The 11,120-nt window shown below is 61.9% G+C and carries 18 protein-coding genes; all 18 read left to right on the top strand.

The window, feature by feature from the left end; translation table 11 throughout:
- Position 1 precedes the first annotated feature (1 nt).
- The 18 genes from ACQKOE_RS07535 (at position 2) to ACQKOE_RS07450 (ending at position 11,092) form a co-directional block, all read left to right on the top strand.
- On the top strand, positions 2-562 hold the full coding sequence (locus tag ACQKOE_RS07535; protein WP_427512235.1) for a hypothetical protein: 561 nt from the start codon (positions 2-4) through the stop codon (positions 560-562).
- Between the two features lie 40 nt (positions 563-602).
- Complete coding sequence (locus ACQKOE_RS07530; RefSeq protein WP_427512234.1) at positions 603-1,211, top strand: crossover junction endodeoxyribonuclease RuvC; 609 nt, start codon at positions 603-605, stop codon at positions 1,209-1,211.
- Positions 1,212-1,290: 79 nt separating this feature from the next.
- The gene (locus ACQKOE_RS07525; RefSeq protein WP_427512233.1) at positions 1,291-3,318 is read left to right on the top strand and encodes a ribonucleoside-diphosphate reductase subunit alpha; all 2,028 of its coding nucleotides are present in this window, start codon (positions 1,291-1,293) and stop codon (positions 3,316-3,318) included.
- Positions 3,319-3,397: 79 nt separating this feature from the next.
- A complete protein-coding gene (locus ACQKOE_RS07520) occupies positions 3,398-3,655 on the top strand; it encodes a hypothetical protein (RefSeq protein WP_427512232.1) in 258 nt (85 codons plus the stop codon).
- Complete coding sequence (locus ACQKOE_RS07515) at positions 3,648-3,899, top strand: hypothetical protein (RefSeq protein WP_427512231.1); 252 nt, start codon at positions 3,648-3,650, stop codon at positions 3,897-3,899. The genes ACQKOE_RS07520 and ACQKOE_RS07515 overlap by 8 nt, the downstream gene beginning before the upstream one ends.
- Entirely contained in the window at positions 3,899-4,378 is a 480-nt protein-coding gene (locus tag ACQKOE_RS07510; RefSeq protein WP_427512230.1) for an HNH endonuclease, read from the top strand. The genes ACQKOE_RS07515 and ACQKOE_RS07510 overlap by 1 nt, the downstream gene beginning before the upstream one ends.
- Positions 4,368-5,027: a hypothetical protein gene (locus tag ACQKOE_RS07505; RefSeq protein WP_427512229.1), complete on the top strand. Its 660-nt coding sequence runs from the start codon at positions 4,368-4,370 to the stop codon at positions 5,025-5,027. Before ACQKOE_RS07510 ends, ACQKOE_RS07505 begins: the two co-directional genes overlap by 11 nt.
- Before the next feature lie 3 nt (positions 5,028-5,030).
- Complete coding sequence (locus tag ACQKOE_RS07500; RefSeq protein WP_427512228.1) at positions 5,031-5,168, top strand: hypothetical protein; 138 nt, start codon at positions 5,031-5,033, stop codon at positions 5,166-5,168.
- Entirely contained in the window at positions 5,165-6,121 is a 957-nt protein-coding gene (locus ACQKOE_RS07495) for a ribonucleotide-diphosphate reductase subunit beta (protein ID WP_427512227.1), read from the top strand. Before ACQKOE_RS07500 ends, ACQKOE_RS07495 begins: the two co-directional genes overlap by 4 nt.
- A 122-nt stretch (positions 6,122-6,243) precedes the next feature.
- Positions 6,244-7,104, top strand: coding sequence for an FAD-dependent thymidylate synthase (gene thyX, locus ACQKOE_RS07490; RefSeq protein WP_427512226.1), 861 nt, complete (start codon positions 6,244-6,246; stop codon positions 7,102-7,104).
- A 2-nt stretch (positions 7,105-7,106) separates the two neighbouring features.
- Complete coding sequence (locus ACQKOE_RS07485) at positions 7,107-7,733, top strand: NUDIX domain-containing protein (RefSeq protein ID WP_427512225.1); 627 nt, start codon at positions 7,107-7,109, stop codon at positions 7,731-7,733.
- A 37-nt stretch (positions 7,734-7,770) separates the two neighbouring features.
- A complete protein-coding gene (locus ACQKOE_RS07480) occupies positions 7,771-8,415 on the top strand; it encodes a hypothetical protein (RefSeq protein WP_427512224.1) in 645 nt (214 codons plus the stop codon).
- Positions 8,412-8,546 (top strand): hypothetical protein, encoded by a 135-nt coding sequence (locus ACQKOE_RS07475; protein ID WP_427512223.1) that lies wholly within the window; start codon positions 8,412-8,414, stop codon positions 8,544-8,546. Before ACQKOE_RS07480 ends, ACQKOE_RS07475 begins: the two co-directional genes overlap by 4 nt.
- Positions 8,546-8,803: a hypothetical protein gene (locus ACQKOE_RS07470; protein WP_427512222.1), complete on the top strand. Its 258-nt coding sequence runs from the start codon at positions 8,546-8,548 to the stop codon at positions 8,801-8,803. Before ACQKOE_RS07475 ends, ACQKOE_RS07470 begins: the two co-directional genes overlap by 1 nt.
- Positions 8,800-9,342, top strand: coding sequence for an exonuclease domain-containing protein (locus ACQKOE_RS07465; protein WP_427512221.1), 543 nt, complete (start codon positions 8,800-8,802; stop codon positions 9,340-9,342). Before ACQKOE_RS07470 ends, ACQKOE_RS07465 begins: the two co-directional genes overlap by 4 nt.
- The gene (locus tag ACQKOE_RS07460) at positions 9,339-9,962 is read left to right on the top strand and encodes a hypothetical protein (RefSeq protein ID WP_427512220.1); all 624 of its coding nucleotides are present in this window, start codon (positions 9,339-9,341) and stop codon (positions 9,960-9,962) included. Before ACQKOE_RS07465 ends, ACQKOE_RS07460 begins: the two co-directional genes overlap by 4 nt.
- A 31-nt stretch (positions 9,963-9,993) precedes the next feature.
- Entirely contained in the window at positions 9,994-10,443 is a 450-nt protein-coding gene (locus tag ACQKOE_RS07455; protein ID WP_427512219.1) for a hypothetical protein, read from the top strand.
- Complete coding sequence (locus ACQKOE_RS07450) at positions 10,400-11,092, top strand: hypothetical protein (protein ID WP_427512218.1); 693 nt, start codon at positions 10,400-10,402, stop codon at positions 11,090-11,092. Before ACQKOE_RS07455 ends, ACQKOE_RS07450 begins: the two co-directional genes overlap by 44 nt.
- Positions 11,093-11,120: the final 28 nt, after the last annotated feature.

The raw sequence follows: 11,120 nt of genomic DNA, 5'->3' as shown, positions 1-11,120 counted from the left end.
CATGACCAAGACCAAGAAGAAGCCGGCGACTGCCGCGCCCAGCCCCGCCCTTGTCGCCGCTGCCGCGAAATCCACCGAGATTGCCAAGCTGGTGCGGCTGGCGCGGGTATTCATCCGCGTCGGTGCGCAGGGACCGTTTGAAGTTTCGATCCCGCTGTTCGCCTCGCAGCACATCGCCGGCAAGGGCTACCGCAAGGGCAACGTCCCGGTCGGCACCCGGCTCAACACCGACATCGTGCGGCTCGGCAAGCGCGACGGTCTGCTGTTCCGGCTGATCCCGGTCGATGGGCTGGTGCGCAACGGCAACGAGCAGGTCGAGTTCATTGAAGTAAACTGGGACGACATCGTGGCGTCGATCCCCGACATCTACATGGAGACCGCCGCGCGGCTCGACGAGCGGGACTTCGTCAAGAACCTCGACGCCGCCCTGGTCGCGGCGATCAAGCAGAACGACAGCATCCACCCGATCCTCGAAGCGGGCTTCGCCAAAGCCCAGGAGGAGGAGAAGGCTGAAATGTCTGACGAGACCATGACCGACAACCCCCTGTTTGGAACCTTCTGATGGTCGAGTTCACCCGGCCGGCCGAGAAATGGAAGCACGCATGACTACTATTACGATACTCGGACTAGATCCAAGTCTTACAAACACCGGCTACGTGGTCGCGGTGATCGACTGCCAGACGCGCACGATCCAGCAAGTGATCGAGCACGGCACGATCGTCACCGCCCCGTCCAAGAACAAGAAGGTGCGCAAGAGCAGCGACGCCCTGGAGCGCGCCCGCAGCATCGCCAAGACCCTGCAAGGGGTGATCGCCAAGCACGGGATCAAGATCGCCAGCAGCGAAATCCCCTCTGGTGCCCAGAGCGCCAGCGCATGCTACGCCTTCGGTATCTCGGTGGGCCTGCTTGCCTCGCTCCCGGTGCCGATCATCGAAGTCTCGCCGCGCGAAGTGAAGCTGGCCACCGCCGGCACTGCGACCGCCGACAAGGAAGACATTGTCCGCTGGGCGGTCGCGCTGACCGAGCAGGTTGGCGGCTCCGAACACTGGAACACCAGCAAGGCGGCCAACGACTGGGAGATCAAGGTCGGCGACCGCTTCGTGACCAAGACCATGGAGCATCAGGCCGACGCGATCGCCGGGGTGAAAGCCGCGATCGACAGCGAACAGTTCCGGCAGTTGGCAGGCGTGCTTCTTTCGCTTGTGGGCTGACTGCATGCTAGACAACACACATATGACCAGCTAGAATTAGCGTCCCAACACGAACCAATACCCAAGGAGTAGTTTTCCCATGACCGCAGCCGGCCAGGCGTCGTCCGCGGGCGCAACAGTGCGCCCTTTTTCCTTCACGTCTGGCGATCGGTCGGTAACGATCCAGATCGACGATGCCCGCGATAGCCTGCTGACCGAGTTTGGCAAGGCAACGCTGCGGGACCGTTATCTGATCCAGGGTGAATCCTACCAGGATCTGTTCGCGCGGGTTGCCTGCGCCAACTCCGATGAAATCATCTGGGGCAGCGCCGACGGCCACGCCCAGCGCGTCTATGACGCCATCAGCCAGCTGTGGTTCATGCCTGCCACCCCGGTGCTGACCAACTCTGGCCTCGATCGCGGTCTGCCGATCAGCTGCTTCCTCAACCACGTCGGGGACAGCATGGACTCGATCAGCGAAGCGATCAGCGAGAACATCTGGCTCGCTTGCAAGGGCGGCGGGATTGGCACCTACTGGGGCGACGTCCGCTCGATTGGCGAACCTATCGCCGGATCGCTGACCGGCACGACCAGCGGGATCATTCCGTTCATCCACTGGCAGAACGCCCAGACCCTTGCGATCAGTCAGGGTTCGCTGCGCCGTGGTTCGGCAGCCGCCTATATCGACGACCGCCATCCCGAGCTCGAAGAGTTCCTCGAAATCCGCCGCCCCTCGTCGGGTGGTGACCCGCGCCGCAAGGCTCTCGACCTGCACCACGGCGTGCTGGTTAGCGACGCCTTCATGGAAGCGGCGATGGCCGATACCGCAGAGAAGCGGCAGTGGGAACTGCGCAGCCCCAAGACCGGTGAAGTGGTCAAGGTGATCGACGCCCAGACCACGCTTATCAAGCTGCTGGTGACGCGCCTCGAAACGGGTGAGCCCTACATCATCTTCTCGGACAACGTGTCGCGCAATCTGCCCGCGATCTACCAGGCGCTCGGACTGAAGGTCTCGACCTCCAACCTGTGCAGCGAGATTACCCTGCACACCGGCCCCGACCACCTCGGCGAGTGGCGCACTGCGGTGTGCTGCCTGTCCAGCCTCAACATGGAGACCTGGGACCAGTGGCGTGACAACGTCCAGCTGATCGAGGACTTCCTGCGCTTCCTCGACAACGTCCTCGAAGTGTTCATCCGCAAGACCGAGGACATGCGCGGCTTCGAACGCCCGCGTTATGCAGCGATGCGTGAGCGCAGCGTCGGTGGCGGGATCATGGGCTTCCACTCCTACCTGCAATCGAAGGAACTGCCCTACGAAGGCGAGCACGCCGCCAAGCTGAACATGGAACTGTGGACCTGGCTCGCCCAGACCGCGGAACTGGTCAACAAGAAGCTGGCCGCCGAGCGCGGGGAATGCCCCGACAGCAAGGATGCCCGCGAACTCGACCCGAGCCTGCCCCCGGCCCGCCTCACGCACATGTTCTCGATCGCGCCGACCGCGTCGATCAGCATCATCTGCGGCGGTGCTTCGCCGGCCGGTGAACCGTGGGTGGCCAATAGCTTCACCCAGAAGACACTCTCGGGCAGCTTCAACGTGCGCAACCCCTACCTCGATAAGCAGCTGCGCCAGCGCTACCATCAGCTGCGGGACAGCCTCGAAGCGATGAACAAGACTGTTCGCTTCATGGTCAAGGATCAGCCGACCTTCGCCGGCGTCCTCGACAAGGATGAGGAGCGCTGGACCGAAGATCAGTGGCAGTCGATCACGATCAACGACGGCTCGGTGCAGCACTTGCCGTTCCTCTGCGCGATCGAGAAGGCGACCTTCCGCACTGCGTTTGAAATGGACCAGCGCTGGGTCGTGCGTCACCACGCTGACCGCGCGCCCTACGTGTGCCAGGCCCAGTCGGTGAACCTGTTCCTGCGCGCCGACGTCCACAAGAAGGACTTGTTCACGGTCCATAAGCTGGCCTGGGAGAGCGACCTCAAGAGCCTCTACTATGTCCGTTCGCGCACCGTCTCGAAGGCCATGGCAGTCGGCAACACCGCAGGCGAACTGCCCGCTCCGGCGATCGAACAGGCGGCCCCGGCCTATACCGAGGACATGGAATGCCACTCGTGCCAGTGAGCCTGCGCCTCACTGATTTGCTTTGACTTAGGGTGCGTGTGTGCTATGTAACACACACGCACCAAACACCCGAGGAACCATGAAAGAACAAGCAGTCATCCAGACCGTTGCCGAAGCCACCCTCCGCACGGTCGCAGCACGCCAGGACTTTGGTGATGGTGCCGTGATGTTGAATGCCAAGAACATCGCCCACAGCGCCGGCTTCAGCAACTCCAGCCCCGCGCTGCGCGAACGCATGATAGCCTTCGCTGCCGTGCTGCTGGCCGCCGTGATGATCACCGACGAGGCGATCGCCGCGGAATACGGCCCCGAAGAGGATGTGGCGACCAATGGCTGAGCCGCGCACCTTCCCCGTCCCTGGTATCGGCGACGTCACCCTTCACGGTGAAGGCCCCTGGTCGGTGCGCGACACCGGCAACGCCTTCGGTGTGTCTGATGCAAGCGGTGCCGATGCCCGCCCTGCTCTGACCCGTGTGATCCCCTACTCGTCTGCTGGCGCCACCAAGACCGACCAGAACGTGTCGTGGGCAGCGCGCAGCAAGGCCGAGGCAATCGTCGCAGTCGCAAACGGGAGCCTGTGATGCGCGCTTCACTGAACATCCCGGTGGCGACGTTGAAGAACGCCGCACGGCTGTTCAACAACACGGACGTCAAGGGCGCGGACGATTGCTGGATTTTCCAAGGGTCTATCGACCGTCTTGGCTACGGCAGTTTCAGACTCAACGGACGTATCGTTGGCGCTCACCGTGCAGCCTACGAATTGGTCAAAGGGTCATGCGGAGGCATGCATGTGATGCACAAGTGCGATGTTCGCCAGTGCGTCAACCCCAACCACCTGGAACTGGGCACACACGCGGACAACATGGCCGACTGTGCAGCGAAGGGCCGCTCGAAGTCCTCCCGCCCCGGCAATGGCCACATCAAGATCACCGCCGAGGACAGCGCGGAGATCGCCCGCATGGCCGAAACCGGCGTGAACTACTCGCAGATCGCAAGGGCCTTTGGAGTGACCGCTCCCACTGCCCGCTACCATCATCGGAAACACACCAATGGGAACTGAAACTGTAACGCTGACCGGCGACAAGGCGATGCTCGGCCATTCTGGATACGAGCGCCGCGAGGGTGACCTATATCCGACCCCGCCAGAAAACGTCGATTGCCTGGCGCACTTCATCGACCTGTCGAACCACGCCGCCTGGGAGCCCGCTTGCGGTGAGGGTCATATCTCCAAGCGTCTGCTTGGCTATGCCCGCGCTGTCGTATCCTCTGACCTCCACAACCGGGGTTACGGGTCGCCGGGGTTCAACTTCCTCGACGTGCAAGCCCTGCCCCGCGCCGTGACCGACGTGTGCGACGACTTCGCTGCGCGCCCCGCGATCATCACCAACCCGCCCTACTTCGACGACATGCCCGAGCAGTTCGTGCGCCACGCGCTCAAGCTGACCCATGTCCGCGGCGGGCTGGTCGCGATGTTCCTGCGCAACGAATACGACATGGCCTCGACCGGCCGCGCCGACCTGTTCGAGGGGCACCCGGCCTTCGCCATGAAAATCTGCGTGACCAAGCGGCCCCGCTGGATCGAGGGCAGCAAGGGCAGCCCGCGACACAGCTACGCCTGGTTCATCTGGGACTGGCGCAAGGCCGCCGAGACCCCGGCAGCGATCCACTACATCCACCCCCGCAACGCCCGCAAACCTACGGTGAATTGACCCATGAGACACGACTTCGACTTCGACCAGGCGATCCGCAGCGGGATCAAGCTGGCCCTGACCATGATGTTCCTCGGTGCTGTCGGCGTTGTCACCGCCGTCATTGGCATCATCGTGCTGATCGCGGAGGTGCTCAAGTGAGCCTGACCGAAGCAAGCAAGGCATACCGGCCGTTCCAGTATCCGTGGGCCTACGACTTCTGGGAGACGCAGCAAAATTTGCACTGGCTCCCCAAGGAAGTCAGCCTGGCCGACGACATCAAGGAGTTCGGCCAGCTGGACCCCGTGATGAAGAGTCTGGTGGTGATGATCTTCCGCATGTTCGTCCAAGCGGACATCGACGTGCAGAATTGCTACCACCGGATCTTCCAGTCGGTGTTCAAGCCGACCGAAGTGGGCATGATGCTGGCCGCCTTCTCCAACATGGAGACGGTCCACATCGCCGCCTACTCCCACCTGCTCGACAGCCTGGGGCTCCCCGAGACCGAATACCATGCCTTCCTCGACTACGAGGAAATGAAGGCCAAGCACGACTTCATGCGCGGCTTCGACCCGCAGAGCCCGATCGACGTTGCACTGTCCCTCGCCGGGGTGTCCGCGTTCGGTGAAGGCTTGCAGCTGTTCGCCAGCTTCGCGGTGCTGCTCAACTTCCCGCGGCAGAACCTGCTCAAGGGCATGGGGCAGATCATCAGCTGGTCCGTGCGCGACGAGAGCCTGCACTGCGAAGGGATCATGCGGCTCTACCACGCCTACCTCGCGGAGCATCCCGAGATCGACCGTGCAGTCCTCGCCAAGCGCATTCGTGAAATGTGTGCCACCGTCGTGGAGAACGAGGATCGCTTCGTCGATCTGGTGTTCAAGGCGGGTGACGTGCCGGGTCTGACCCGCGCCGAGCTCAAGGCGTATATCCGCTACGTCGCCAACCTGCGACTGCGTGCGCTGGGTGAGCCAGACTTGTTCGAAGCAACACCCAACCCCCTACCCTGGGTGGACAGTCAGGCGGTCGGCATCGAGCACGCCAACTTCTTCGAACGCCAGGCGACAGAATACTCCAAAGCGGCGACAGTCGGGGATTGGTCTGATGTATTTTCGTAAAAAGTTCCCGCCATATTGAGAATTCCAGTCGATTTGGTGCTTGCGCAAGGTGAGTCGTGCTGTTAGTGAGTTCTTGTGTTTAGTGACACACATGATTCGCACAGCAAAGAGGTTTCCCCACCATGCCAATCACCCTGGACCGTCTGGTATTTCAGCCGGAAGTTTCAATCGTTGCCACCACCGTCATGACCTTCGAAGGTCTTGATAGCGCCATTGCCCAGTCCGGTGCCGAAGATGCAGCCGAGCGTGTGGGAAGCCCGCTGAGCGAAATGCTCTACCGCGTGGGTGACCGGACTGGGAACGGTGACGATATTGCCGAGTTCGGTGGCCGCCAGTGCTACCGCTCGTGGGGCGCCGGCCGGCCGCAGGACCAATATATCTCCAACGTCATCAACGAAGGGCACGGCTCGATCTTCGAACACGCCAGCATCGTCTTCCAGATCACCGGCGTGTCGCGTGCGCTGACCCACGAACTGATCCGCCACCGCGCCGGGACTGCCGTGAGCCAGGAGAGCCAGCGCTACGTCGATGCCAAGGACATTCGCTTCGTGGTCCCGCCGATCCTGAAGCCCGACGCAGACCCCGACAACGACCCCGAAATGCTGCTGTTCCGCCGCAGCTGCGCCCTCGCCCTCCAGAACTACCAGGATCTTCAGAACCTGCTGACCGAGCGCTTGGGCGCAATGCACGCCGCCGGCGATTACAAGGGCGCCACCGCTTACAAGAAGCGCGCCAACGAAGCTGCCCGCGCGCTGCTCCCCAACGCAGCTGAAACCCGGCTGCTGTTCACCACCAACCTGCGGGCCCTGCGCCACATCCTGTCGCTGCGCGGCACCGAATACGCCGACCTCGAAATCCGCCGCCTGGCCGTCACCATGCTGACCCACGCAAGCGCATACGCCCCGCACTTCTTCGCCGGGGTGACCAAGCAGCTGGCAGACGACGGATATGAAGCTGTCAGCGCCATCAACGGAAAGGTATAAGCATGAGCAAGACCGCCACCATCCTCGCGGTGAAGGCGTCAGACGTGGACACGATCCCGTTTGGCGCTACCCCGCTCAGCGAACTGCCGCTGATGGAAATCCCGGCCGCATGGGCTGGCCCGCGTCCCCAGCTGGAGACCGACGAGACGTTCCTCCAGATCATCCCCTACGTGCTGATCAAGCGCGGCGATGAATACCTGACCTACGTGCGCACCCCGACCGGCGGCGAGACCCGTCTGCACGGCAAGGCTTCGATCGGTGTGGGTGGCCACATCGACGCCGAGGACTTCGTCTGGGGCACGGACGGCGCCATCGACGTGGAGCAGACTGCCCGGCGCGGTGCGCAGCGCGAACTGAAGGAAGAACTGGGCATCGTGTCGATGCGCTATGACTTCCAGTGGCTGGGCTTCCTGCGCTGGGACGCCACCCCGGTGGACCGCGTTCACCTGGGCCTCGTGTTCCTGCTCGACCTCGACAAGCAAGGCTACCACGAAGGCGTGAACCTCGAATACTTCCAGGCTGAAGCCGAGCACGCGCTGGGCGATCTGCGGATGATGTCGGTCGAGGAATTGCGCAGCACCGACCTGGAACTTGAAACCTGGACCACCCTCGCACTTGACTTGCTGTGAGTGCATGGTAAGTAACACACATCAGGAGTAAGCAGTAATGAGAATTGGATTTTGCGGAGCGCACCGCTCGGGCAAGACGACCCTCGCGAAGATTGTCGCGGAGGAATACGGCCTCAATTTCGTGGACAGCCCGGCGAGCAAAATCGTCAAGGACTTCGAGTTCGACATGGCGCGCGACAACCGGCTGGACTTCCACAACGGGTCGCTTGGCGACAGCAACAACACCGGCGTGTCGATGCAGTGGGCAATCTACCTGAGCCTGATCAATGCCATCGACAACAACACCTGGGGCGGCAAGTCGTTCGTCAGCGACCGCACCCCGCTCGACGTGGCTGCCTACATGCTGGCCGACGCTACCGCCTACGCTGGTGAGGAGTGGTCGCAGGGTGAGGCGATGCGAATGGTGCAGCGCGCCATCCTGGACACCGAGCGCATGTTCGACATGGTGCTGCTGGTTCCGCCAGGCATCCAGTTCATGGTCGAGGACGGCAAGCCGCCGCTCAACGAAGCCTACCAGGAGCACCACCACATGCTCTGCCGCGGGATGCTGTTCGACGAGGATCTCGACCTGTTCTGGGACGAAATCCGCCGCACCACCCACACCATCGAGGACCGCATGGACTTCGTGCATGGCATGATCACCGAGTTCGGCCTCGACACCACCGTGAAGGTGGCAGCATGAACATGCGCTTCCTGATCGAAGAATGGCTCGTGCCCTGCATTGGCGGTCTCGCCGTTGGCACCTTCATCGGCTTCGCCATCGTCGAAATCGTCGAACTGATCGACGCCTACCTGACCGGGTTCATCGGCTGATGGAAGTGTCGGTCTCCACCGACCTGCTCGAAGAGGCGCTGGCCGCACATATGGCCAGCGTCACCGGCGGGATGCTCGACATGGAAGTGGGCACTGTGTTCGCCCTCGACCAGGCTGGGCATCGCTTCCCCATCAGTGGCCTCGTGATCGAGGCACACAGCAAGGCGCAGGCGAAGGCTGAAGTGATGCCGTGCGAACGCACCACCGTCACCGGCAATCGCCTGCGTCTGGCAGCCTTTGAAGGAGAACGGGTGTGACCCAGCGCATCGTCAACTTCCTGGATATTGAAACCACGGGCCTCAACGAGCCGGATCACCGGATCATCGAGCATTGCTCCATGCTGTTCGACCTCGACACCGAAGCCCACCTCAAGACCTACACCTGGCGCTGCAATCCGATGCGCAAGATCGACCAGAAGGCGTTCAAGACCCACGGCATCAATCTCGCCGACCTGGAGAACGAGCCTTTGTTCGATGCTGTCGCACCGCTGATCCGCGGCACCATCAACACCGCCTACGCGGTGGTCGCCCACAACGGCCACTTCTTCGACTTCGACTTCATCGAGCGGGAGTGTCGGCGGGTCGGCGCACCGGTCACGTTCCCCATCAAGTTCGACACCATGACCGAAGGGCGCTTCGCTACCCCGCTGGGCAAGAACCCCAAGCTCCAGGAGCTCGCCGAGTGCCTGGACGTCGAATACGACCCCGCCAAAGCGCACGCTGCCCAATACGACGTTCAATGCCTTGCTGATTGCTTTTTCGCGGCCCGAAGGTTGGGATGGTTCAAGCTGCCATGATCACTGCGAAGGACATATCTGTAGGGATGTCTGCTGGGTGGTTCACGATCATAGACGGCCCATACAGCAAGAATGGTTTACGGTGGCTGGCTCAATGTTCGTGCGGCGAGAAGGTGGAGTTAAACATCTCCACCATAAACGCCAAGATTGCGAAAAACGGCAGCTGTCAGAAGTGCCGACATAGTCGTGGCACTACGCATGGCCATGGTCGCACCACCGATCCGACATGGAGTGTATGGCAGGCAATGAAACAACGCTGCACCAACCCGGCCAACAGGCTTTATCGTCGCTACGGCGGCAGGGGCATTAAGGTGTGTGACCGCTGGCTTGAGAGCTTTGAGGCGTTTCTTGAAGATATGGGCGAGCGTCCATCGCGCGACTTCTCGATAGAGCGGAATGACAACGACGGCGACTACTCACCGGCAAACTGTCGGTGGGCAACACGCAAGGAGCAGGCGCTCAACAAGAGCAATACGGCTGTCTTCTCAATTAATGGCGAGACAGTGATTGGATACGCTGCGCTGTCAGCGCGGGTGGGGATCTCTACGCGAAGCCTGATCGCCCGCGCGCACCGCGGAACGCTGGAGCGTATCGGCATCACACGCATACGAAAGAGTTAAGGCAATAGTGCCGTATAAGAAAGGAAATCCAGTGAAAGTTCAGTTTGGCACAGGCACCGTTGGCGGCGCCTTCATTGAGTCCCTCGACATCAAGGGCCTGACCTACGAAGACGGCCTGGCCACGATCACCGTGCACGGCGATGCGGACGAGCGTCACGCTGCCGTGGGCGAGATCGTTGCCAAGATTCGCGCCGTCCTCGCCAACGACGACCTCTCCTTCGGCGACGGCCACTACCAAGTCCTCGAAGCCATCGCGGTCGGTGTGACCAACGCCTGGGACAAGGCAACCGCAGTTTCGAGCGAGCCCCAGACCGAGGTCGTGGCAAGTGACGAACCCACCGACGCAGACACCGGAAGCCATTCGCTTCCAACCGGCGACGAGTCTACCTCAAATGCATCGCAAGCAAGTAGCGATGAACAAGAGGAGCAAGACGAAAATGGGAAACAAGCGCAACGTAAAAACCGTCGCAGCCGCGACTGATACCAACGATGATGCGGTGGCTGCGGCACTAGCGATGATCGACGCCGAACTGAATGGCGAACAGCAGATTGCCGATGCAGTCAGCGCCACCAGCGAAAGCGAAGAAATCGCTCCCGCCGCCGCCACCGAGGAAGAGTCAATGGAAGGGCTCGAAGTGGACGACGCCGACATTTCTGCGGCCCTCGCAGAGATTGAAGCGGACGCCGCATCGAGCACCCCGCCGCCCTCTGCCAAGAAGGCGAAGAAGTCCTCGACCCCGAAGGCTGCACCTGTCCCGACCCGCGCATTCACCGATGTTGCGGCGATCGACAAGGCAGCGCTGGACACCAACCTGAATGCCCTCAACGCCAAGAAGGTGATCGAGAAGGCGCAGAACGTGATCCAGGCGGTCGAGACGGGCAAGAAGCTGTCACGCTACACTGCCGACGCGGTCAAGGCCCTCAAGGCCCGTGGTAACATCAGCGCCAAGACGCTGGTCGAAACCTTCCGCAGCGCCGGTCTGTCTGATGGCACTGCCCGCGCCCAGTCGCAGCAAATGACTGCACTGTTCAAGGCGCTGGGGATGGTGGTCCCCGACGCGACCAACACCCGCGAACTGGTTATCGCGGATGCCGGTCTGGTGGACGAACTCGTCCAGCTGTCCGCGTAAGATGTCACTCCGGGTGGGGCAGGGTCTT

This window comes from Novosphingobium sp. NPDC080210, assembly GCF_050281025.1.
GTDB lineage: Bacteria > Pseudomonadota > Alphaproteobacteria > Sphingomonadales > Sphingomonadaceae > Novosphingobium.
The sequence above is the reverse complement of the archived record's forward strand: the minus strand, read 5'-3'. Positions and strand labels throughout refer to the sequence as shown.

What these genes read in the sequence shown, in the direction of transcription:
- ACQKOE_RS07535 (WP_427512235.1), top strand. Translation starts at nt 2, where the DNA reads ATGACCAAGACCAAGAAGAAGCCGGCGACTGCCGCGCCCAGCCCCGCC.
- ACQKOE_RS07530 (WP_427512234.1), top strand. Translation starts at nt 603, where the DNA reads ATGACTACTATTACGATACTCGGACTAGATCCAAGTCTTACAAACACC.
- ACQKOE_RS07525 (WP_427512233.1), top strand. Translation starts at nt 1,291, where the DNA reads ATGACCGCAGCCGGCCAGGCGTCGTCCGCGGGCGCAACAGTGCGCCCT.
- ACQKOE_RS07520 (WP_427512232.1), top strand. Translation starts at nt 3,398, where the DNA reads ATGAAAGAACAAGCAGTCATCCAGACCGTTGCCGAAGCCACCCTCCGC.
- ACQKOE_RS07515 (WP_427512231.1), top strand. Translation starts at nt 3,648, where the DNA reads ATGGCTGAGCCGCGCACCTTCCCCGTCCCTGGTATCGGCGACGTCACC.
- ACQKOE_RS07510 (WP_427512230.1), top strand. Translation starts at nt 3,899, where the DNA reads ATGCGCGCTTCACTGAACATCCCGGTGGCGACGTTGAAGAACGCCGCA.
- ACQKOE_RS07505 (WP_427512229.1), top strand. Translation starts at nt 4,368, where the DNA reads ATGGGAACTGAAACTGTAACGCTGACCGGCGACAAGGCGATGCTCGGC.
- ACQKOE_RS07500 (WP_427512228.1), top strand. Translation starts at nt 5,031, where the DNA reads ATGAGACACGACTTCGACTTCGACCAGGCGATCCGCAGCGGGATCAAG.
- thyX (WP_427512226.1), top strand. Translation starts at nt 6,244, where the DNA reads ATGCCAATCACCCTGGACCGTCTGGTATTTCAGCCGGAAGTTTCAATC.
- ACQKOE_RS07485 (WP_427512225.1), top strand. Translation starts at nt 7,107, where the DNA reads ATGAGCAAGACCGCCACCATCCTCGCGGTGAAGGCGTCAGACGTGGAC.
- ACQKOE_RS07480 (WP_427512224.1), top strand. Translation starts at nt 7,771, where the DNA reads ATGAGAATTGGATTTTGCGGAGCGCACCGCTCGGGCAAGACGACCCTC.
- ACQKOE_RS07475 (WP_427512223.1), top strand. Translation starts at nt 8,412, where the DNA reads ATGAACATGCGCTTCCTGATCGAAGAATGGCTCGTGCCCTGCATTGGC.
- ACQKOE_RS07470 (WP_427512222.1), top strand. Translation starts at nt 8,546, where the DNA reads ATGGAAGTGTCGGTCTCCACCGACCTGCTCGAAGAGGCGCTGGCCGCA.
- ACQKOE_RS07460 (WP_427512220.1), top strand. Translation starts at nt 9,339, where the DNA reads ATGATCACTGCGAAGGACATATCTGTAGGGATGTCTGCTGGGTGGTTC.
- ACQKOE_RS07450 (WP_427512218.1), top strand. Translation starts at nt 10,400, where the DNA reads ATGGGAAACAAGCGCAACGTAAAAACCGTCGCAGCCGCGACTGATACC.